The 20,415-nt window shown below is 65.1% G+C and carries 19 protein-coding genes; 7 read left to right on the forward strand and 12 right to left on the reverse strand.

Annotated elements, in window-relative coordinates:
- Nucleotides 1–27: 27 nt before the first annotated feature.
- Complete coding sequence (gene fliE, locus FHS03_RS19390; protein ID WP_183442587.1) at nucleotides 28–375, reverse strand: flagellar hook-basal body complex protein FliE; 348 nt, start codon at nucleotides 373–375, stop codon at nucleotides 28–30.
- Between the two features lie 532 nt (nucleotides 376–907).
- Here fliE and FHS03_RS19395 point away from each other — a divergent pair.
- From FHS03_RS19395 to FHS03_RS19425, 7 genes are read left to right on the forward strand one after another with little or no spacing between them, the layout of a single operon-like run.
- Nucleotides 908–1,738, forward strand: coding sequence for a FliM/FliN family flagellar motor switch protein (locus FHS03_RS19395; protein ID WP_371871740.1), 831 nt, complete (start codon nucleotides 908–910; stop codon nucleotides 1,736–1,738).
- A 5-nt stretch (nucleotides 1,739–1,743) separates the two neighbouring features.
- The gene (locus tag FHS03_RS19400) at nucleotides 1,744–2,115 is read left to right on the forward strand and encodes a FliM/FliN family flagellar motor switch protein (protein ID WP_221208192.1); all 372 of its coding nucleotides are present in this window, start codon (nucleotides 1,744–1,746) and stop codon (nucleotides 2,113–2,115) included.
- Nucleotides 2,112–2,891, forward strand: a complete 780-nt coding sequence (fliP, locus tag FHS03_RS19405) for a flagellar type III secretion system pore protein FliP (protein WP_183442589.1) — start codon at nucleotides 2,112–2,114, stop codon at nucleotides 2,889–2,891. Before FHS03_RS19400 ends, fliP begins: the two co-directional genes overlap by 4 nt.
- Nucleotides 2,892–2,897: 6 nt before the next feature.
- On the forward strand, nucleotides 2,898–3,170 hold the full coding sequence (gene fliQ, locus FHS03_RS19410) for a flagellar biosynthesis protein FliQ (protein WP_050407374.1): 273 nt from the start codon (nucleotides 2,898–2,900) through the stop codon (nucleotides 3,168–3,170).
- Between the two features lie 10 nt (nucleotides 3,171–3,180).
- A complete protein-coding gene (locus tag FHS03_RS19415) occupies nucleotides 3,181–3,966 on the forward strand; it encodes a flagellar biosynthetic protein FliR (protein ID WP_183442590.1) in 786 nt (261 codons plus the stop codon).
- Nucleotides 3,959–5,095, forward strand: coding sequence for a flagellar type III secretion system protein FlhB (gene flhB / locus FHS03_RS19420; protein WP_183442591.1), 1,137 nt, complete (start codon nucleotides 3,959–3,961; stop codon nucleotides 5,093–5,095). Before FHS03_RS19415 ends, flhB begins: the two co-directional genes overlap by 8 nt.
- Entirely contained in the window at nucleotides 5,092–7,179 is a 2,088-nt protein-coding gene (locus tag FHS03_RS19425; RefSeq protein ID WP_183442592.1) for a flagellar biosynthesis protein FlhA, read from the forward strand. The genes flhB and FHS03_RS19425 overlap by 4 nt, the downstream gene beginning before the upstream one ends.
- A gap of 85 nt (nucleotides 7,180–7,264) precedes the next feature.
- On the opposite strand, the gene FHS03_RS19430 is transcribed toward FHS03_RS19425, so the two are convergent.
- From FHS03_RS19430 to FHS03_RS19480, 11 genes are all read right to left on the reverse strand, one after another.
- Entirely contained in the window at nucleotides 7,265–8,224 is a 960-nt protein-coding gene (locus FHS03_RS19430) for a hypothetical protein (protein ID WP_183442593.1), read from the reverse strand.
- Between the two features lie 98 nt (nucleotides 8,225–8,322).
- Nucleotides 8,323–9,180 (reverse strand): flagellin N-terminal helical domain-containing protein, encoded by an 858-nt coding sequence (locus FHS03_RS19435; protein WP_183442594.1) that lies wholly within the window; start codon nucleotides 9,178–9,180, stop codon nucleotides 8,323–8,325.
- A gap of 133 nt (nucleotides 9,181–9,313) precedes the next feature.
- Nucleotides 9,314–10,399, reverse strand: coding sequence for a class I SAM-dependent methyltransferase (locus FHS03_RS19440; RefSeq protein ID WP_183442595.1), 1,086 nt, complete (start codon nucleotides 10,397–10,399; stop codon nucleotides 9,314–9,316).
- A gap of 15 nt (nucleotides 10,400–10,414) precedes the next feature.
- Nucleotides 10,415–11,536, reverse strand: coding sequence for a DegT/DnrJ/EryC1/StrS family aminotransferase (locus FHS03_RS19445; protein ID WP_183442596.1), 1,122 nt, complete (start codon nucleotides 11,534–11,536; stop codon nucleotides 10,415–10,417).
- Nucleotides 11,537–11,602: 66 nt separating this feature from the next.
- Complete coding sequence (locus tag FHS03_RS19450; protein WP_183442597.1) at nucleotides 11,603–14,626, reverse strand: tetratricopeptide repeat protein; 3,024 nt, start codon at nucleotides 14,624–14,626, stop codon at nucleotides 11,603–11,605.
- A 54-nt stretch (nucleotides 14,627–14,680) separates the two neighbouring features.
- On the reverse strand, nucleotides 14,681–15,424 hold the full coding sequence (locus FHS03_RS19455) for a class I SAM-dependent methyltransferase (RefSeq protein ID WP_050407383.1): 744 nt from the start codon (nucleotides 15,422–15,424) through the stop codon (nucleotides 14,681–14,683).
- The gene (locus FHS03_RS19460) at nucleotides 15,414–15,884 is read right to left on the reverse strand and encodes a GNAT family N-acetyltransferase (protein WP_183442598.1); all 471 of its coding nucleotides are present in this window, start codon (nucleotides 15,882–15,884) and stop codon (nucleotides 15,414–15,416) included. The genes FHS03_RS19455 and FHS03_RS19460 overlap by 11 nt, the downstream gene beginning before the upstream one ends.
- Nucleotides 15,881–16,843 carry a glycoside hydrolase family protein gene (locus tag FHS03_RS19465; RefSeq protein WP_183442599.1) on the reverse strand — a complete coding sequence of 321 codons (963 nt, stop codon included), beginning with the start codon at nucleotides 16,841–16,843 and terminating at the stop codon, nucleotides 15,881–15,883. The genes FHS03_RS19460 and FHS03_RS19465 overlap by 4 nt, the downstream gene beginning before the upstream one ends.
- Nucleotides 16,844–16,846: 3 nt before the next feature.
- Nucleotides 16,847–17,809 carry a glycoside hydrolase family protein gene (locus FHS03_RS19470; RefSeq protein WP_183442600.1) on the reverse strand — a complete coding sequence of 321 codons (963 nt, stop codon included), beginning with the start codon at nucleotides 17,807–17,809 and terminating at the stop codon, nucleotides 16,847–16,849.
- A gap of 2 nt (nucleotides 17,810–17,811) precedes the next feature.
- Nucleotides 17,812–18,510, reverse strand: a complete 699-nt coding sequence (locus FHS03_RS19475; protein ID WP_183442601.1) for a WbqC family protein — start codon at nucleotides 18,508–18,510, stop codon at nucleotides 17,812–17,814.
- Nucleotides 18,511–18,710: 200 nt separating this feature from the next.
- Nucleotides 18,711–20,339, reverse strand: coding sequence for an electron transfer flavoprotein-ubiquinone oxidoreductase (locus tag FHS03_RS19480; protein ID WP_371871742.1), 1,629 nt, complete (start codon nucleotides 20,337–20,339; stop codon nucleotides 18,711–18,713).
- Nucleotides 20,340–20,415 lie beyond the last annotated feature (76 nt).

The raw sequence follows: 20,415 nt of genomic DNA on the forward strand, positions 1-20,415 counted from the left end.
TCGCGGGATACGGGGAGAAAGGCTAGCTTACAGCGGGAGCTTGATCAGTTCATCAACCGCGCCCATCACCTTGTTGCGCACTTGCATCAACATCGAGAAGGACAGGCTGGCTTCCTGGCTGGCGAGCATGGCGCCCACCAGATCGTTGGAACGGCCGGCATCGACGTCGGCCATGGCGGCACCGGCGGCCTGGTCGGCCGCATTGACGCCGGCGACGGCGTCTTGCATCGATTGGGCGAAGGAAGCGGGTTGGGCGGCGGCGGGGCCGAATTGGGCGGCCGGCGCCACGGGCGCGGCCTGGTGCGCGAGGTCGGCGGCCGCATTGGCCAGCGACGCCAGATCGGCCTTGATCAGGCCAGCGATTTCATTTGCCATCTTGTCACCTCCACTTTCATGCAGCGTTGATACTGGTTATGCGCCCGGGCTGTCGGCGCCGCGGCGGGGGCGGCTGTCGGTCAAACCCGGACAACTTTCGGTGGCCGCTTACGCAGGCGGCCGCGCGAAATATTACTTCAACGAAATTAATTGCGCTAGAAAATGATACGGTGCGCCGCTCGGCACGGGGCTGCGCGGAACACTGCATGAATGACAAAAGCTCTTACAAATCATGCACTAAGCGCTTGCTTTTCATGGTGCTGCTCAGCAGCAACAGGGCCAGCGCAACAGATTGAAGCTTACCTGTTGGCAACTTTCCTGTAAAGGCTTATTTAGGGAGGGAATATTGATTCATGGCAATAACACCGAATATGATGTATTCTACGCTACCGAGATCGTCCTACCCGCCAGACTTTTACGCTAGGATGTAGCATGCAGGCCGCATCCGCCTGCGCTGGCGGGGACCGAGCCGGGAAACAGGGTGCATACAGAGTTCCGACTTGACCAGAATATGACAAACACAAAAACGACAGTGCAACATCAGGTACTGGACCCTTGCCTGCTTGGGCGCCCCGTCCACCGCCTGCCCGTGTTTGCCGGCCAGTTGCGCGAGGATCTGGTGCAGGCCATGCGCCTGGCCATGAACCGGCGCTACTGGGGCAGCATGCAGGTCAGCGACGTGGCGTTCAGCCGTCTCGACGGTAGCGAGGCCGCGCGCCGCTGGCTCAATTTCTCGGCCCCGGCCGGCAACCTGTCCTTCGCCATCGAGCGCAAGGTGCTGCTCAGTATTCTCAATTACCGTTACGGCCGCGGCAAGGGCGCCGACGCCCTGCCCGACGAGGGCCAGGTGCGCGTGACGGCGACCGAAGAGCGCTTGGCTGTTGTTTTGGGGCAACAGCTGGCCGGCACCCTGGCTGGCCGCATCGAGGTCAACCTGCCGCCCAGCGACAAGCCGGCGGCCGACGAGATCAAGCCGCTGCCCTCGGTGCAGCCGCCGCGCGGCAGCTGGATCATCACCGTCAGCGTCAGCGAAGCGGCCAGCGGTTTGAGCGGCAGCGTCTGGTTTGCGCTGGACAAGACCATGATGTCGGATGTGTTGCGCGGCTTGCTGCCCGAGCGCGAAAGCAAGCGCGGCGGCAAGAGCGCGCCACCGCTGGCGAGCCGCCTGCAGGTGGGCTTGAACGGCCGCCTGGTGAGCAAGGAAATCACGCTGGGCGCCCTGTTCGACCTGAGCGTGGGCGATGTGATTCCGGTCAGCCTGCACCGTGCTGATGTCCTGCTGGAAGAATCGCGCCTGTTCACGGCCGCCGTGACCGAGCACAAGGGAAAACTCTGCCTAACCTCTTTTGAAGATATCGAATGAACATGATGAATGTAAATCCCAATAGCGCCAGCGACGCCTTGCTGGATGATATGTCGGAAGAGATGATCATCGACCAGGTCAGCCATGAACTGGCCGAGGCGCCGCTGGCCGCGCCCAAGCGCGATCTGCCGGCCATGATGCGCAAGATTCCCGTGACCCTGACCCTGGAAGTGGGCTCGGCCCGCATCTCGCTCGAAGAGCTGATGCAGATCGGCCCCGACAGCGTGGTCGAACTCGACGTGCTGGCTGGCGAACCGCTGGTGATCAAGGTCAACGGCACGGCCATCGGCCGCGCCGAAGTGGTGGTGGCGGGCGAGAACTATGGTTTGAAGGTGGTGGATCTGGACGGCCTCAATCTGGACATGATGGCGCCATGACCGTGCGCCGCCTTCCTGGCCTGGCCCGTTCGCGGCTGGGCCTTGCTGTAGGCGCCGTCGCGGGCGCCTTCTTGTTGTTGGGTGTCTGCGCCAGTGCGCAGGCTCAGGATCTGCTGGCCAATGTGGTGCCGGGCGCCAAGACCGACCTGTCGGTGAAGATGCAGATCCTGGTCATCATGACCTTGCTGGGCTTGCTGCCCATCCTGATCATGATGATGACCAGCTTTACCCGTTTCGTCATCGTGCTGTCCTTGCTGCGCCAGGCCTTGGGCCTGCAGCAGGGCTTGCCCAGCCGCGTCGTGACCGGCGTTGCCCTGATTCTCACCCTGCTGGTGATGAAGCCGATCGGCGACCAGGTCTGGCGCGACGCCTTCCTGCCTTACGACCAGGATAAGATCGGCCTGCAGGAAGCGCTGAAGCTGGCCGAACAACCCATTTCGCGCTTCATGCTGGCCCAGACCAGCAAGGCTTCGCTGAAGCAGATCGCCCACCTGGCCGGCGAAGACCAGGTGGCCACGCCGGCCGAACACGGCTTTACCGTCAAGCTGGCCGCCTTCGTGCTGTCCGAGCTCAAGACCGCCTTCCAGATCGGCTGCATGCTGTTCATTCCCTTCCTCATCATCGACCTCGTGGTGTCCTCGGTGCTGATGGCCATGGGCATGATGATGCTCTCGCCGCTGGTGATCTCGCTGCCGTTCAAGCTCTTGCTGTTCGTGCTGGTCGACGGCTGGACCCTGACCGTGAACACGCTCGTGACGAGCATCCAGGCTTACTGAGACGCCATGCTGACGCCTGAAATCGCGGTCGACCTGATCATCGAAGCGCTGCATATGGTGATGATCATGGTCATGGTGCTGGTGGTGCCGGGCCTGATCACCGGCTTGCTGGTGTCGCTGGTGCAGGCCGCCACCCAGATCAATGAGCAGACGCTGAGCTTCCTGCCGCGCCTGATCGTGACCTTGCTCGCCATCATCCTGACGGGGCGCTGGATGGCCGGCTATCTGATGGACTACTGCGTGTCCATCTTCACCCGCGCCGCCACCCTGGTCGGCTAGCCTGCCCGCGATGGAAGCCCTCCTGGCCCAGTTACTGCCTTGGCTGAACGCCCTGTGGTGGCCGTTCGTGCGCGTGCTGGCCTTCCTCTCGGCCGCGCCGGTGCTGGGCGAGGCCATGGTGCCGGTCACGGTGCGCATCCTGGTGTCCCTGGTGCTGGCCGTGGTGATGCTGCCGCTGACCCAGGGCGCGCTGAGCGTCGACCCGCTGTCGCTGCAGGCCGTGGCGGCCACGCTGGAACAGGCCGTCATCGGCGGCGTGCTGGGCCTGGCCTTCCATTTCACCATGTCGGTCATCCTGCTGCTCGGCTTTGTCGTGTCGAGCCAGATGGGCTTGTCGCTGGCGGTGATGAACGACCCGCTCAACGGCCAGTCCTCGGACGTGGTCTCGTCCCTGTTGCTGATGATGACCATCATCATCTTCTTCAGCGTCGACGGCCACCTGGTGCTGGCCGGCGTGATCGGGGCCAGCTTCCAGGCCTGGCCGGTGGGCGCCGGCTGGCCCGGCCCCTTGCTGCTGCAGACCGTGGCCTTCAATGTGGCCTGGATCTTCTCGGCCGCCATGCTGCTGGCCATTCCCATCGTGTTCGCCACCGTGGTGGTGCAGCTGGGCTTCGGCTTCCTCAACCGCGTGGCGCCGACCCTGAACCTGTTCTCGCTCGGCTTCGCGGTGATCACGATGTTCGGCTTGCTGATGCTGGGCCAGGTGGTGCGTTCCATTCCCAACCACTATGTGCGCATGGCGAACCAGATCCTGGACATGATCCAGGTGCAGATGCGGGCGGCGGGCCATGGCTGATTCCGGCGGCGATAAAACCGAAAAGCCCTCAGCGCAGAAGCTGAAAAAGGCGCGCGACGAAGGCCAGGTGGTGCGCTCGCGCGACCTGGCGACGGCGATCGGCATCCTGGTCAGCCTGAAGCTGTTCGTCTGGCTGCTGCCCATGTATCTGCTCGAGTTTCGCGACATCTTCCTGCAAAGCTTCGCCACGCTGGACAGCGAGGGCGCCATCGACAACACCCTGAGCCGGGTCTTCCTGAGCGCCATCGTGCTGCTGCTCAAGATGATCTTGCCGCTGTTTGTGGTGCCCCTGTTCGTTGTGCTGGGCAGCCTGGTGCCGGGCGGTTGGACCATGTCCTTCAAGAACTGGATGCCCAAGTTCGAACGCCTGAGCCCGATGGCCAATCTGGGCCGCACTTTTTCCGGCAAACATGGCTTCGAGCTGCTGATCTCGATCGCCAAGGCCGGCGTGCTGCTGTGGGTGCTGTCCCATGTGGCGCGCGCCAGCGTCAGCGACTATGCGCGCCTGCAGGGCATGCCGCTCAACGAGGCCATGCTGCAAGGTTCCAGCCTGATGCTCGACGGCCTGATGTCGCTGGTGGTGATCTTCATCCTGTTCGCCGTGGTCGATGTGCCGGCCCAGGCCTTCTTCTTCACCCAGGGCCAGCGCATGAGCAAGCAGGAGCTCAAGGAAGAATACAAGAGCAATGAAGGGCGGCCCGAAGTGCGCCAGCGCATCCGCCAGCTGCAGCGCGCCCTGGCCCAGCGCAGCGCGCGCAAGACCGTGCCCACGGCCGACGTGGTGATCGTCAATCCGGAACACTACGCGGTGGCCTTGAAGTACGACGAGCAGCGCGCCGAAGCGCCGTTCGTGGTGGCCAAGGGCGTCGACGAAATGGCGCTGTACATCCGCCAGATCGCCGCCGAATTCCAAATCGAGGTGCTGCCATTGCCGCCCCTGGCCCGCGCCATCTACAATACCAGCCAGGTTAACCAGCAGATACCGGTGCCCCTCTACCAGGCGGTATCGCAGGTGCTGCACTATGTGCTGCAGCTGAAGGCCTTCCGCTCTGGCCAGCGCCAGGGCGAACCGCTGTTCCCGAGTCAAGTTCCCGTACCAACATCCATGAGTGAGGTTTCGCCGTCATGAATTTCCTGAACCGGCTGGTTGCCGAATTGCGTCGCCACAAAGTCGCCACCCCGCTCTTTGTGGTGATGCTGCTGGCGATGATCATCCTGCCGCTGCCGGCCATCCTGCTGGATGTGCTGTTTACCTTCAATATCGTGCTGGCCCTGATCGTGATCCTGGTCAGCGTCAGCGCCAAGCGCCCGCTCGACTTCTCGGTCTTCCCGACCGTGATCCTGGCCACCACGCTGATGCGCCTGACCTTGAACGTGGCCTCGACCCGGGTCGTGCTGCTGCGCGGCCACGAGGGCACGCACGCGGCCGGTAAGGTGATCGAAGCCTTCGGCAATGTGGTGGTGGGCGGCAATTTCGTGGTCGGCCTGGTGGTGTTCGTGATCTTGATGATCATTAACTTCGTCGTCGTGACCAAGGGCGCCGAGCGCATTTCCGAAGTGTCGGCCCGCTTCACCCTGGACGCCTTGCCGGGCAAGCAGATGGCCATCGACGCCGACCTCAATGCCGGCTTGATCAACCAGGAACGCGCCCAGCAGCGCCGCCGCGAAGTGGCGATGGAAGCGGACTTCTACGGCGCCATGGACGGCGCCTCGAAATTCGTGCGCGGCGACGCCATCGCCTCGATACTGATCCTGATCATCAATATCGTCGGCGGCGTGGCCATCGGCGCCCTGATGCAGAACATGTCCTTCGGCGACGCCTTCCGCCAGTACGCCCTGCTGACCATCGGCGACGGCCTGGTGGCCCAGGTGCCGGCCCTGCTGCTGTCGGCCGCCGCCGCCATCATCGTGACCCGCGTCAGCGACGCGGGCGACTTCGAGCAGCAGGTCAGCAGCCAGCTGCTGGCCTCGCCAAGCGTGCTGGGCAGCGCCGCGGCCGTGATGGTGGTGCTGTCCATCGTGCCGGGCATGCCGTGGATGATGTTCATGAGCTTCGCGGCCGTGGTCGGCTACGTGGCTTGGCGCATGAGCTTGCGCAAGGCCGCGCCCGCGCCCTCGAATATCGCGGCGATCGAAGCGGCGCTGCGCGAAGAGAAGGTGCCGGAACTCGAATGGCAGAACTTGCCGGCGGTGCAGCCGCTGCAGGTGCTGCTCGGCTATAAGCTGGTGGGCATGATCGACAAGGGCCATGGCGAGCCGCTGACCAAGCGCCTGCGCGGCGTGCGCCAGAGCGTGTCCGAAGGCATGGGCCTGGTGGTGCCGCCGATCGCCGTGCGCGACGACCTGAGCCTGAAACCGTCGGCCTATACCGTGGTGCTGGGCGGCGCGGCCGTGGCCCAGGCCGAAGTGTTCGCCGAGCTGCTGATGGCGATTCCCTCGCCCACCGTGTACGGCCAGATCGACGGCATTCCCGGCGTCGAGCCGGCCTATGGCATGCCCGTGACCTGGATCGAGCCGGACGCCAAGGCCAACGCCCTGGGCATGGGTTACCAGGTGGTGGAGGCGCCGAGCGCGATCGCCACCCATGTGTCCAAGCTGATCCGCGAATACCTGCCCGAGCTGTTCCGCCACGACGATGTGGCCGCCATCATGGAACGCTTGACGGCGCTCTCGCCCAAGCTCGGCGGCGCGCTCGACAAGGCGCTCACGCATACCCAGCTGCTGCGCGTGTTCCGCGTGCTGCTGGCCGAAAACGTCTCGCTGAAAGACATCGTGCCGATCGCCACCACCTTGCTCGACAGCTCGGAAACCACCAAGGACCCGATCTTGCTGGCGGCCGAGGTGCGCTGCGCGCTGCGGCGCCAGATCGTGGCCGGCCTGTTCGGCCAGAAGAGCGAGATGCTGGCCTTCAATCTGGGCGGCGAGCTGGAAAACATGCTGCTCGGCTCGCTCAACCAGGCGCGCCAGAGCGGCAAGGTGGCGCTCGACAACTTCCCGATCGATCCGCATCTGCTGCAGCAGCTGCAGGTGAATATGCCGGTGGCGCGCGAGCAGATGAAGCAGCAGGCCACGCCGCCGCTGCTGCTGGTGCTGCCGCAGATCCGGCCGCTGCTGGCGCGCTATGCGCGCCTGTTCGCGCCGGGCCTGCATGTGCTGTCGTATAACGAAGTGCCGGAAAACCGCGAAGTGAGCATCATCGGCACGGTGGGTTAAGCGCTGGCCGGGCGGGCGCGGCGGCCGCTGGACGGGACAAGAAAACGGCCGCGCTGCGGCCGTTTTGACGTGCGCGGCGGGCCGCTCAGGCGGCCGGCGCGGCGGCCGCTTCGTGCAGTTCCGGCTGCGGCGGCTGCGACAGCATGACGGCGATATCGGCCATGGCCTTGAATAGCGGCGGCGTCAGCAGCATGACCTGGGCCGGGTTCGGATTGTTATTGGCCGCGTCGATCAGCGGCAGCTCGCGCATCAGGCGCGCGCGCAGGATCGACAGGCCGCAATGGCTGGCGATGCTGGCGATGTGCGGCAGCATTTCGCGCATATATTGCATGGCGGCCGTTTGCGCGGCGCCGATTTCCAGCACCACCACACTGGCGCCGGCCGGTTCCATCTGGATCACCACCTTGCCCAGCTCGTGCAGGTGCAGCTCCAGGCGCAGGGCCACGCGCACGCGGCGCCGGCGCTGGGTCTCGCTGGCCGGTCCCGGCTCGCGCGCCACCACGCGCAGCACCAGTTTTTCCGCTCCCCAGGCATAGACGGCGAAGCGCCAGGCATCCATTTCCGAGACGAAGGGCAGGCCGGTATGCTCGCGCAGGGTGTTCTGGCGCGGGTCGGCCAGGAACAGGCTGCCCGGCAGGTGCTTGCCCTGGGCCTGCTCCTGCATGGCGGCGCGCTGCTCGCCATAGGTGCGCACCATGACTTGCCAGGTCATGGCCATGATATTCGGGTCCGGCGCATGCCAGACGATCTGGCGCGCCAGCAGCTGGTTCGGCAGCATGGCGGCGGACTCGCCCGCCAGCAGGGACTGGGCGCTGGCCACGCCGGCGGCGGCCGCGGCGGCATGGCCCGGCTGCGCCAGCAGGTCGGCGGCCTCGGCCAGTACGGCCGGCACGGCCGGCGCCTGTTGCGGCAGATTGAAGTCGGGCGCCTTGGCCGGCACATTCTGCACCGGCGGCACGGGCAGGGCCTGGCTCGGCTGCACGCGCACCATCTGTTCGTGGACGGTCAGCGCCGGATTGGTGGGAAGAACGCGGTCAATTGCCATAAGACAAAAACACTAGCACGGAATAGAAAAAAAGCCAACCGGATGTCCGGTTGGCTCCTGTCCAACCCGGCCGCAGGCGGCCGGGAAAGCGGCTGCGATTACTGCAGCAGGGACATGACCATCGAGGACATGCTGTTGCTTTGTTTCAGCATGGCGGTACCAGCTTGCAGCAGCATCTGGGCCGACGTCATTTTCGAGCTTTCGGTCGCGAAGTCCACGTCCATGATACGGCCGGTAGCGGCCTTGGTGTTGGTGGAGATGTTGGCCAAGTTGCTGTTCACGTGGTCCAGACGGTTGGCGGTTGCACCCAGGGAGGACTGCACTTTGCCCACGGAAGCGATGGCCGTTTCCAGTTTGGTGATGGTGCCGTTGGCGGCGGTGCCGGTGGCGATTTCGGTGCCGGTGGCGGCGCCGGTGTAGTTGGCGGTGGCGGCGCTGACGTCGGTGACGATCTGGCTCATGTCGGTGGTCAGGTTGATCGCCATGGTTTCGCTGGCGGCTGCACCGATCTGGAAGGTCATCGAGCTGGCGATGGTACCGCCCACCAGCAGTTTGGAGCCACCGAAGGTGGTGTTTTTCAGCACGTTGCCCAGTTCTTGGCCCAGCGCGTCGAATTCGGACTGCATGGCGCTCTTGTCGGCGGTGGTCGAGGAGGCGTCAGCGGCCTGGGTGGCCAGATCCTTCATGCGCACCAGCATATTGGTCACTTCGTTGAAAGCGCCTTCAGCGGTTTGCAGCATCGAGGTGCTGTTCTGGGTATTTTGCATCGCCACGGACATGCCGCTGGTCTGAGCTTTCAGACGGGTTGCGATCTGCAGGCCAGCAGCGTCGTCCATTGCCGAGTTCACGCGGAAACCGGTGCTCAGGCGGGTCATCGAGGTCGACAGGGTAGCCTGGGTTTTGGAGATCGAGTTTTGTGCCGACAGGGCAGCGTTGTTGGTGTGAAGGCTCAGCATTTGTAACTCCTGTTAGTGTGGGTTCGGTTCGGAGCCGCAGGTTCTTGCGCTCTCAAAAGTACAAGACGACCGCCCGCGCCCGCTTATTAAATTCTTTGTGGAAATTTTTTGAAATTTTTTGCGCCACCGGTTTTCATTGCAATTGTATAAATAGGGCGCCGCCCATCACGAAAGCGGCGGCGACGCGCGCGGCGTGCGCGGCCAGCCAGGCGTCGCCGGCCTGGCGCGGGCCGTCGCCGAAGGGCCAGCGGTAATCGTCAAGGATGAGCCAGCCGCCCGGGGCCAGGTAGCCGGTCCAGGCCGCGACGTCGGCGGCCACGGCCGGGGCGCTATGGTTGCCGTCGATATGCAGCAGGGCGATGCGGCCGCCGTAGTCGGTGCGGCCGAACGCCGCGCTGGTGACCGTGCGCTGCTGCCGGTACCGGGCAGCGGCCTCGACCGAGGGCAGGCGCAGATAATTGAGGTCGCCGGCGGCGTACGGCAGCAGGTGGGCTTCGAAGGCGCGCAGCATTTCCGCGTAATCGTAGTGCGGCAGGCAGGCGTCGACCAGGCCGCCCGCGTCATGCTGGACGGCGGCGCTGCCGGACCAGGGGTCAACGCACAGGGTGGGGCCGATGCCGTACAGGCGGGCCAGACGGTTCAGCACGAAGGCGGACTTGCCGTAGGCGCTGCCGATCTCCACCACATCGCCGGCCACGGCGTGGCGGGCGATACTGGCCAGAGCGGCAATCTTGTCGTTGTCGCACATGCCGGGAATGGCATGGGCGTGGCGGAACAGCGCCACCAGTTCGCCGCGCGCCAGCGCGGGCCGGGCGGCCACGCTCGACGCCAGCTCGGGCGGCAAATGGGCGCAGCGGTCGGCCTGGACTTGCGCGGCATGGAAGGGCGCCAGCTCTTCCGCCAGAGGCCAGGGATTGAGCAGCGGCACCGGCAGCGCGCCTTCCTGCGCCAGACGCTGCAGCGCGCTCCAGACCACCGGATGGGGGGTGAAGATGCCGCCCACGCCGTGGGCCTGGATCTGGGCGCGCAGCGCGGCGGCGAATTGCGGCTCGTGGATATAGGGCAGGTGCAACCAGGCCGGGTAGTGCGCCTGGGCCGTGTCGTAGGCCAGCGAGGAGGCGCCGATGGCCGCCAGGCCATGGCGCCGGCAATGCTCGAGGTAGGCGAGGGCGCGCGGCATCCCTGCCGGAAAGATCAAGACGGGCGCGGAGGGGGACATGGGCCGGCTCCCTGCTCAGGGGCGTTGAATCAGCTCGACAATACTGTCCACCTGCGCGTCCTGCAAGTCGGGGAAGATCGGCAGGCAGATCACCTGGCTGGACACCGCGCTGGCCACCGGCAGGCGCGCGCGCGCGGCCGACGGCATGCCGCGGTACATGGGGAAGTCGCTGATGAGCGGGAAGAAATAGCGGCGCGCATGGATGCCGGCCTCGCGCAGCCGCTGATACAGGGCGTCGCGGCTGTGCGGATAGTCGGGGCCGACGAGGATGGGGAAGTAGGCATGGTTCGGCTGCGTGGACGCGGCCGGGGCCGGGCAGCGGATGCCGGCCACGTCCTGCAGGCCGGCGCGGTAGCGCTGATCGATGCGCGCGCGCCGGGCCAGGGCGCCGTCGATGCCCTTCAGCTGCAGCAGGCCGAAGGCGGCCGACACCTCGTTCATCTTGCCGTTGATGCCCGGCGCCACCACCGTGACCTCATCGACGAAGCCGAAATTTTTCAGGTGGTCGATGTGGCGCTTCATCTTGGCGTCCTGGCAGATGATGGCGCCGCCTTCAAAGGTATTGAAGACCTTGGTGGCGTGGAAGCTCAGCACGGAAATGTCGCCGTGCTGCAGGACGCTTTCGCCGTGGTGGCGCACGCCGAAGGCATGGGCCGCGTCGTAAATGACTTTCAGGCCGTAATTGCTGGCGATTTCCTCGATGCGCTCGACATTGCAGGGCTGGCCGTAGCAGTGCACCGGCATGATGGCCGTGGTGTGCGGCGTGATCGCCGCCTCGATCTGGTCCGGGTCCAGGTTGAAGGTGTGCGGATCGATGTCGACGAAGACCGGGCGGATGCCGTTCCACAGCAGCGAATGGGCGGTGGCCACGAAGGAGTAGGGCGTGGTGATCACCTCGCCGGTGATGCGCAGCGACTGCAGCGCGGTAATCAGGGCCAGGGTGCCGTTGGCGAACAGCGAGATATGCGGCACGCCGAGGTAGTCGGCCAGCGCGCGCTCGAGCTGGGCGTGGAAGGGGCCGCAATTGGTGAGGAATTTGTTTTCCCAGATTTCCTCCAGATAGGGCAGGAACTCCTGCAGCGGCGGCAGGTAGGGCTGGGTCACATAGATGGGGGCGGGTTTTTTGTCGGAAGTCATTCTGGTCTGCGCGGGCGCCGGCCGGGGGCCGGCTCGCCCGCTCCTTTCACGGATCGGTGGATGGAGTTACAGGTCGGAGGGCGGCGCGGCGGGATCGCCCTCGGTCGTCAGTTCCACTTCAAAAGTTTCGGGCGCCAGGCCGGCGCACCAGCGGTGCCACATGGCGCGGGCCGCGCCTTCCAGGCCGACGGCAATGACGCCGGGCTGGCCCAGGGCCGACGCCGCCAGCAACTGGCGCATGCGCGCGCGCAGGGACGCCAGCAAGTCCAGCTGGCCGGTAATGTAACGGCCTTTTTCCAGATACTCGTCGGCCGTGTGGGCAACGAAGGCCGCCAGGCCGAGCCGTTCCAGCACGGCGGCGCTGACCCGCGCCGGCATGGTGGCGCCGGCCAGCGTCAGCATCGGCACGCCCATCCACACGCCGTGCAGGGTGGTGGTGCCGCCCGTATACGGGAACGTGTCGAGCGCGATATCGACCTGGTGGTGCAGGCTGAGGTAGCCGCGCATATTGGTGCGCGGCTGGAAACTCAGGCGTTCGCGCGCGATGCCTTCGGCGGCGAAGCGGGCGATCAGCTCGTCATAGGAGGCGCCGGGCGTCATGCCGGCCAGCAGCAGGCGCGAGCTGGGCACGGCGCGCATCAGGCTGGACCACAGCGCAATGGTCTGCGCATTGATCTTATTGGAGCGGTTAAAGCTGCCGAACGTGATGAAGCCGTTTTGCAGCGCCGGCAGCGCGTTGACCGGCGGCGCGTCGCCGGACGGCAGGAAGGGCGCGGAGGCCGGCATGTAGGCAAACGCTTCGGCGTACTGGCTGGCGAATGCGGCCGGCAGCAGGTAGCGGTCGGTCAGGAAGTAATCCATCGCATCCATGCCGGTGGTGCCCGGATAGCCGATCCAGGACGCTTGCAGCGGCGCCGGCTTGCGGGCAAAGGTCAGCAGGCGGTTGCGGCCGGTGTGGCCGGACAGGTCGATCAGGATGTCGATGCCGTCTTCCCGGATCAGCTCGGCCAGTTCCGCGTCGCTGAGCGGCGCCACGTCGCGCCAGTGGGGCAGGCAGGCTTGCAGGCGCTGGGTGGCGCTGTCGCGCACCGTATGGTTGTAATAGCCGTACAGGCTGACGCGCGGCGAGTGGACCAGACACTCGAGCACCGGCAGAATGAAGTTCGCCACCGCATGCTGGTAAAAATCGCCCGACACGAAGCCGATGCGCAGCACGCGTTCCGGCTCGCGCGAATTGCCATGGGCGCGCCAGGCGCTGCGCAGCGGCGCTTCGAATTTCTCGGCAAAGCGGCGGTGCTCGGCGTACAGCTGGGCCGGTTCGATATCGCCCAGGTGCGACAGGCAGAACAGCATGCTGTTATGCACGCTGCAATAGTCGGGGTTGACCTGCAGCGCGTCCCGGCACACCTGGACCGCTTCGTCCAGCCGGCCCAGATTGCTCAGGGTGGAGGCCAGGTTCAGCGGCGCGTTGCTGAGGTCCGGTTGCAGCGCCAGCGCGCGGCGGAAGCTGTCGACGGCTTCGTGCGGGCGTTCCAGATGGTGCAGGCAGTTGCCCAGGTTGAGGTAGGCCAGCGCATAGTCCGGATCGCAGGCCACGGCCGCGCGCTGGCAGCGCTCCGCTTCCTGGTAGCGGCTCTGGCTTTGCAAGGCCACGCCCAGATTGCCATGGAACAGCGCATTGTCCGGCGCCAGCGCCAGCGCCTGGCGGTGGCAGGCTTCCGCCTCCTGGTTGCGTTTGGCGCCGTGGTAGGCCAAGCCCAGCATATTGTGCAGCGTGCCGTCCTCGGGCGCGAGCTCGGTGGCGCGCTGGAAACTGGCGATGGCTGCGTCATACTGCTGCAGCCGGTGCTGCACCTGGCCCAGCCAGTTGAGGGTGGGCACGGATTGCGGCGCCAGTGCGCTGGCCCGCAGCAGCAGGGGCAGGGCATCCTCGTGCTGCTGCAGTCCCATCAAGGCGATGCCCAGCAGCATATGCGCCTCGGCGCTGTCCGGTTCCAGTGCCAGGATGCGGCGGTAATACGCGGCGGCCTGCTCCGTCTGCTCGAGATTGATGGCGCTGTCGCCGGCGGCGCGCAGCGCCGGCACATCGTCGGGCGCCAGCGCCAGCGCCCGTGCCAGCAGCGTGCCGGCTTCGGCCCAGCGCCCCAGCGCCTGCAGCGCCAGCGCCAGCTTGCACAGCAGATCGGCGCTGTCCGGTTCCAGCTGCAGGGCCGCCTGGTAGGCGGCCGCCGCTTGCGCCGGCTGGCCCAGTGCGCTCAGCGTGTCGCCCAGTTTGCGCCGGACCAGGCCATAGTCCGGCTGGATGGCCAGGGCGCGCTCAAAGCTGGCGGCGGCCTCGGGCAGGCGTCCGAGCGCGCACAAGGCGCTGCCCAGATTGCCATGGGCTTCGGCAAACTCCGGTTGCAGGCGCAGCGCGCTGGCATAACTGGCGATGGCCTGGTCGAACTGGCCGCGGCTTTGCCAGGCGTTGCCCAGGTTGCTATGCCCTTCGGCATCGTCGGGCGCGAGTTCCACGCATTTTTGCAGCGCCGCCAGTTCGTCCTTGTGCTGCAGTTGCAGGGCCGTGCCCAGCACGCCCCACAGCAGCGCCGATTCGGGCTGGCCGGCCAGCAGGGCGCGCGTGCGCGCTTCCAGCGCCGCATACTGGCCGCTCTGGTACAGCTGCGCGAGCTGCTGCAGCTGCGCCTCGGCCGAGTCCGCGGGCAGGGCGCCGGCGGCGGCGCGCGCCTGCGCCAGAATCTGTTGCGCCTGCGGCGTGTCGAGGCCGCGCTGCATGGCCGTTTCGATCAGTTCCCGCGCCGCCTGCGGCTGGCCGGCGTTCAGCAGGCCGTTCGCATAGGACAGCCAGAACTGGCCCTCGTCGGGATTGATGCTCCAGGCGGCCTCGAAATAGGGCAGGGCGGCGCCATGCTCGCCCTGCTGCCCGTGCAGCAAGCCCAGATTATGGTTGGCCACGGCGTGGTAGGGGCGCACGGCCAGCAGGCGCTGGTAGTGTTCGGCGGCGGCGGCAAGCCGGCCGGCGCGATGTTCGGCCAGGGCCAGTTGCAGCGCGCCGTCGTCGGCCATGTCGGGGGAGGCTTCAGTGCTCATGGAAAAGAGAAAAAGAGTGAAGGGGAGGCGGCGGCCGATCGTGTGACGCCGGGCTCAGGCGCCGGCTTCGCACATCAGGAAAATGCTGGCGCACAGGTCGGGATATTGCTGCCCCAGCTTATAGCAGCCGTCCAGGTATTCCTGGGAAATAATATCGGTCTGCAGCAAGCGGTCCCACTGGAAGTTCGCCAGCGCCTTGAAGAAGATGCCGGAGCGCACCACCACGCGCAAACCGGCCGCGCTGGCGTCGCGCTCCAGGGTGTCGCTGGTGTAGGTGCAGCGGTGGCCATGCTCGGCCTCGCCCGCCGTCACCGCGCTGTTGTGGCTGATCAGGCCCATCTTCACGGCGATCTGGCGCGAGGGCGCGTTGGCGTTCGGGCACACCAGGAAGAAGCGGCCGCCGGGCGCCAGCCATTCCGTGTTAATCCGGCGCAGCACCGCGACCGGATCGTCCAGATGCTCCAGCACATGGGTCAGCACGATATTGTCGTAGCGCCGCGGCAGGCTGACGTCCTCGAAGCGCGAGTGGATGATATCGACGCCGGCGCCGCATTTGCGGCGCGCCTCGGCAATGGCCGCGTCGGACGCTTCGACGCAGGTGATGTCGGCAAAGTGGCTTTGCAGACGGCGCGTCAGATCGCCTTTGAAGCTGCCCAGTTCCAGCAGGCTGCCCGGGCGGAAGAAGGGCTGAAACGACTGGATCATATACGGATGCATGACGTCGAAATCGAAGCCGTAGGCGTATTTGCGCTGCTCGACATCCTGCATTTCAAGGTTGTAGTCGCGTTCATTGCTCATTGTGTGCTCCATTGCCGGGATGCCGGCTCATAAGAATGCTGTCCCCGGCCTGCTGGCGGGGATGGAAACCGTGTTTGCGGTATAGGGCGAGGGCGGCGTGGTTGTCCCGCCCCACTTCCAGTTCGAGCCGCGCCAGGCCGGCGCCGGCCGCATAGGCCAGGCAATCGGCCAGCAGCCGCGAGGCGATGCCTTGCCCCGCCCAGGCGGGCAGCACGCTGACATTGCTGATGAAGCCGGGCTTGCCGTCCTGGCCGTCGCAGTAGGCGGCCACCAGGCCGATCAGCAGATCGCCGCGCCAAGCTTCGAAGCGCACCGCCTGCCGTCCCAGTTTGGCGGCATAGGCCGGCAGATCGACGCGCGAACTGAGCGGCGGCTGAAACATCGGGTCGCACTCCTGCAGATGGCCGGCGATCTGTGCGGCGCTGCTCAGATTGCGGGCATAGCGGATGGCCGGGCTCATTTTTCCAGCACGGCCAGGCCAAAGCCGTCGCGGCCGAATTGGTTGCCGTTGTACAGCAGATAAGTCTGGCCGTCGCACTGGAAGACGTGCGGGTAGCACTGCATATCGCTGTCCCATTGCCCGGCGGCGCCGGGCGGCAGCGCCGGCGACAGGTCGTCCCGGACCCAGTGCGACAGGTCGTCCGACCAGGCATGGCCGATGCGGTAGCCGCGCGCGGCGTTCTGCCGGAAATCCGAGGATTGGCGGTAGCAGAAGAACATATGGTAGCGGCCGTCGATCTCGGTGACGGTCGGCAGCGCCTGGCTTTCGTCCGGCCCCAGCACGTCGGCGATGATCTGGCGCGCCTCGTCCTTGCGCCAGTTGATGCCGTCGTCCGACACGGCGTGGCCGATCTTGTAGGTGCGGTCGGGCGCCGCCGCCGCGTCGTAACGGCGCCAGCCGGTGCCGAAGATGTACCACATATGGAAGACGCCATCGATCACCTTGACGAAGCCGTCGCCCACCAGGCAGGGTTCGTGCAGCGAGGGGCCGAGCACCGGGCCGCTGCCGTGGCGCGTAAAGGTGCGCCCGCCGTCGCGGCTGATGGCCAGGCCGATGGCGGTATCGACCGACACGGAAACGCGGCGGTTCCAGCCGCAAGTGTAGGCGTACACCAAGCCCGCGTGCGGCAGCACATTGATGGGGAAGATGCCGTGCTCGTCAAAGCAGCCCAATTCGCCCAAAGGCAGGACGGTCTGCTGCGACACGCCGATGACGTCGCGCAGGTTTTTGCGCATGTCGACGTAGGCGATATGGCTCAGGTACTTGCCGTTGGCGGGATCGACGGCCCGGGTGGAAAAATAGATGCGCACGAAATCGTCGCACACCAGCGCCTGCGGCGATTGCGCAAACTGGAGGCAGTGATTGGGCAGCTGGTGCTGGCCTGGATCGAAGATCTTGCCTAACTTGGTCCACTTCATCGTTTACTCCAAAGTCCCATCGAGCACGGCCAGGCCGAAGCCTTCGCGTCCCACCTGGTTGCCCAGATACGCCAGATAGGTTTTGCCATCGAGTTCGAACACATGCGGATAGCTGATCATTTCCTCGTCCCAGCCGCTGTCCGCGACGTCGATGCCGGCCTTGCTGTCGTCGCGTTCCCAGTGCAGCAGGTCGTGGCTGGACGCGTAGCCGATGCGGTAGCCGAATGCCTTGCCGCGGTAGTTGCCGCTGTAGCGGTAGCAAAAGAACATATGGTATTTGCCGTTGGCGTAGAACACGTCGGGACTGGCTTGCGCCTCATCTTCTTCCACCCGGCTGGCGATCAGGTCGCGGTTCTGCTTGACCCAGTTGAGGCCGTCCTGCGAGCTGGCCATGCGGATCTTGTAGACCGGTTCCGCGCGTCCTGCGACCAGCTTCCATTTGCGCCCGGCGATATACCAGAGATACCAGGTGCCGTTAAAACGGCGTACCTTGGGACCGCTTAACACGAAAGGTTCTTCCGGCGAGTAGGGCAGGACCGGCCCCTTGCCGGCCTTGCGGAAGCTGACGCCGCCGTCCTCGCTGACGGCCATGCCGATGCCGACGTTGAACGGCACCGACTCGCAGCGGGTCCAGCCGGCGTAATAGGCGCGCACCTGGTCGCCGTCGCGGATCACGGACACCGGATAGGTGCCGAACTCATCGAACTCGCCCAGTCCGCCCAGCGGCAGGATGGGTTCGGCGCTGACCGCGCGCACCTGGAACAGGTTCTTCCGGTCCAGATCGACAAAGGCGGAGTAGCTGACGTACTGGCCCTGGGCATCGGCCGGCGGGCGGCAGGAGAAATACACGCGGACGAAATCGTCGAAGACCAGCGTCGCCGGCGCCTGGGCAAACTCCTTCAACCACGGGCGTCCACTGACTTCCTGCGGCGTAAAGGCCCGGCCAAGCTTGTTCCATTTGAACATATTCAGATCAATTCATAGTGGGTCATGACACGTTCGCGCACCGTGCCGACGGGATTGAACATCATGACGTCGGCAATCGAAAGCCATGGCACGAAGGGCGCGCCGAACTGCGGGTAGTCGAAAGGGAGCGAACGGAGGAACTGCAGCTGCAGGCCGCGCGCCGCAAATTGATCGCGCGAATACAGCTCGGTACCGCCGATGGCGTTGATATAGGTGCTGGCGCCGACAGCCTGGCAGATGGCCAGCACCTTGTCCTGCCCCTTCAGCGCATGGTCTATCGGCACGGTGGAAGAGAGCCGGATCGGCGTGCCGATGTCCAGATGCGCGCAGGTTTTCAGCAAGGCTTGGTGCAGGAAAGCGAACAGATTCTCCTCCGGGGCGCCGGCGATGCTGTCGAGCAGGCGGGCGGTGGACGCGAAATGCGGGGCATGGCGGTAGGCCCCCTTCATCTGCGCCAGCCATTTATGGCGGGCGGGCGGCGCGACCAAGGTGCGCTCGCACACATCGAGGCTGTCGGAAGCGGCCGCCAGCGGCAGGGAAAACAGGGTGTCCGAACCGTTGAGCAGCATGCGGTTCCGGTTGATCCAGCCTTTTTTGGTGTATTTGATGTTGTCGTAGATAACAAACAAATCCACCGCCCCGATCAGCTGGAAATAACCGATATAGGGCAGAAAGTAGGGCTGCATCAGGGCCACCCTCATGGCTGCGCTCCCGCGCGCGGCAACGGACAGGTGGCGGGCTGTAAGGGCCTGAAAATAGGGGTCATTTATCCATTGTAACTGCTCCCTCGCCCACGGAGAAACTTTCCGCAAAGAATTTTTTCACATTCTTTCAGCCGGCTGGCCCGCATACGCAAAAAGCGCAGAATTTCTGCGCTTTTTGGTCTGGCTTACAGCTTGGCTTACATATTCGGATAATTCGGTCCGCCGCCGCCTTCCGGCGTGATCCAGACGATGTTCTGGGTCGGGTCCTTGATATCGCAGGTCTTACAGTGCACGCAGTTCTGCGCGTTGATCTGCAGGCGGTCCTGGCCCTCGTCCGTTTTCATGAACTCGTACACGCCGGCCGGGCAGTAGCGCTGTTCGGGGCCGGCATACTTGGCCAGGTTGACATCGACCGGGATGCTGGCGTTCTTCAGCGTCAGGTGGATGGGCTGGTCTTCGGCGTGGTTGGTGTTCGAGATGAACACCGAGGACAGGCGGTCGAAGGTCAGCTTGCCGTCCGGTTTCGGATAGACGATGGGCTGGTAATTGGCGGCCGGCTTCAGGCACTCATGGTCGGCGTGGCTGTGGTGCAGGGTCCACGGCGCCTTGCCGCGGAAGACCAGTTGGTCGACGGCGGTCATGATGGAGCCGAAATACAGGCCCTTGTTCAGGTACTGCTTGACGTTGCGCGCCACGTGCAGCTCTTCGTGCAACCAGGATTTTTCGAACGCTGCCGGGTACGCGGCCAGCTCGTCGTGCTGGCGGCTTTCGCCCAGCGCGGCGGCCACGGCTTCGGCGGCCAGCATGCCCGATTTGATCGCGGCGTGGCTGCCCTTGATGCGGCTCATATTCAGGAAGCCGGCGTCGCAGCCGAGCAGGGCGCCGCCCGGGAAGACCAGCTTCGGCAGCGATTGCAGGCCGCCGGCCGTGATCGCGCGCGCGCCGTAGGAAATGCGCTTGCCGCCTTCGAAGAAGCCGCGGATGGCCGGGTGCGTCTTATAGCGCTGGAATTCCTCGTAAGGCGAGAGGTAGGGGTTCTCGTAATTCAGGCCGACCACATAACCCACCATTACCTGGTTGTTTTCCAGGTGGTAGAGGAAGGAGCCGCCATAGGTCTTGGTGTCGAGCGGCCAGCCGGTGGTGTGGATCACGAGGCCAGGCTGGTGCTTGGCCGGATCGATTTCCCACAGTTCCTTGATGCCGATGCCGTAAGCCTGCGGGTCTTTGCCCTTGTTCAGATCGTACTTGGCCATCAGCTGCTTGCCCAGATGGCCGCGCGCGCCTTCGGCGAAGAGGGTGTATTTGCCGTGCAGTTCCATGCCCAGCTGGAATTCGGGACCGGCTTCGCCATCGCGCTTGACGCCCATATTGCCGGTGGCGATGCCTTTGACCGAGCCGTCCTCGTTGTACAGCACTTCGGCCGCGGCGAAGCCGGGGAAGATTTCCACGCCCAGCGCTTCGGCTTGCTGGCCCAGCCAGCGCACCACATTGCCCAGCGAAATCACATAATTACCATGGTTCTCGAAGCAGGCCGGCAGCAGGAAGTTCGGCGTCTTGTAGGCCTTGTTCTCGGTCAGGAAGAGCACGCGGTCTTCCGTCACTTCCGTGTTCAGCGGGGCGCCCAGTTCCTTCCAGTTGGGAATGAGTTCAGTCAGCGCTTTCGGGTCCATCACCGCGCCGGACAGGATGTGGGCGCCGAGCTCACCGCCTTTTTCCAGCACCACGACCGAGATCTCCTGACCCTTCTCCTGTGCCAGTTGCTTGATGCGGATGGCTGCCGACAGGCCAGCAGGGCCACCGCCAACGATAACGACGTCATACTCCATCGCATCGCGCGGGCCATACTGTTCAACGAGGTTTGTCATGATAATTTTTATAAGAAACTGAATGTTGAAGGAAATT

This window comes from Pseudoduganella violacea (assembly GCF_014191875.1).
GTDB lineage: Bacteria > Pseudomonadota > Gammaproteobacteria > Burkholderiales > Burkholderiaceae_D > Rugamonas > Rugamonas violacea_A.

Excerpts from the sequence above, each read along its gene's own strand:
- fliE (WP_183442587.1), bottom strand. The coding sequence starts at position 375 with ATGGCAAATGAAATCGCTGGCCTGATCAAGGCCGATCTGGCGTCGCTG.
- FHS03_RS19430 (WP_183442593.1), bottom strand. The coding sequence starts at position 8,224 with ATGGCAATTGACCGCGTTCTTCCCACCAATCCGGCGCTGACCGTCCAC.
- FHS03_RS19435 (WP_183442594.1), bottom strand. The coding sequence starts at position 9,180 with ATGCTGAGCCTTCACACCAACAACGCTGCCCTGTCGGCACAAAACTCG.
- FHS03_RS19415 (WP_183442590.1), top strand. The coding sequence starts at position 3,181 with ATGGAAGCCCTCCTGGCCCAGTTACTGCCTTGGCTGAACGCCCTGTGG.
- FHS03_RS19460 (WP_183442598.1), bottom strand. The coding sequence starts at position 15,884 with ATGAGCCCGGCCATCCGCTATGCCCGCAATCTGAGCAGCGCCGCACAG.
- fliP (WP_183442589.1), top strand. The coding sequence starts at position 2,112 with ATGACCGTGCGCCGCCTTCCTGGCCTGGCCCGTTCGCGGCTGGGCCTT.
- FHS03_RS19425 (WP_183442592.1), top strand. The coding sequence starts at position 5,092 with ATGAATTTCCTGAACCGGCTGGTTGCCGAATTGCGTCGCCACAAAGTC.
- flhB (WP_183442591.1), top strand. The coding sequence starts at position 3,959 with ATGGCTGATTCCGGCGGCGATAAAACCGAAAAGCCCTCAGCGCAGAAG.
- FHS03_RS19445 (WP_183442596.1), bottom strand. The coding sequence starts at position 11,536 with ATGACTTCCGACAAAAAACCCGCCCCCATCTATGTGACCCAGCCCTAC.
- FHS03_RS19465 (WP_183442599.1), bottom strand. The coding sequence starts at position 16,843 with ATGAAGTGGACCAAGTTAGGCAAGATCTTCGATCCAGGCCAGCACCAG.
- FHS03_RS19440 (WP_183442595.1), bottom strand. The coding sequence starts at position 10,399 with ATGTCCCCCTCCGCGCCCGTCTTGATCTTTCCGGCAGGGATGCCGCGC.
- FHS03_RS19475 (WP_183442601.1), bottom strand. The coding sequence starts at position 18,510 with ATGAGGGTGGCCCTGATGCAGCCCTACTTTCTGCCCTATATCGGTTAT.
- fliQ (WP_050407374.1), top strand. The coding sequence starts at position 2,898 with ATGCTGACGCCTGAAATCGCGGTCGACCTGATCATCGAAGCGCTGCAT.
- FHS03_RS19455 (WP_050407383.1), bottom strand. The coding sequence starts at position 15,424 with ATGAGCAATGAACGCGACTACAACCTTGAAATGCAGGATGTCGAGCAG.
- FHS03_RS19470 (WP_183442600.1), bottom strand. The coding sequence starts at position 17,809 with ATGTTCAAATGGAACAAGCTTGGCCGGGCCTTTACGCCGCAGGAAGTC.
- FHS03_RS19450 (WP_183442597.1), bottom strand. The coding sequence starts at position 14,626 with ATGAGCACTGAAGCCTCCCCCGACATGGCCGACGACGGCGCGCTGCAA.
- FHS03_RS19400 (WP_221208192.1), top strand. The coding sequence starts at position 1,744 with ATGAATGTAAATCCCAATAGCGCCAGCGACGCCTTGCTGGATGATATG.
- FHS03_RS19480 (WP_371871742.1), bottom strand. The coding sequence starts at position 20,339 with ATGGAGTATGACGTCGTTATCGTTGGCGGTGGCCCTGCTGGCCTGTCG.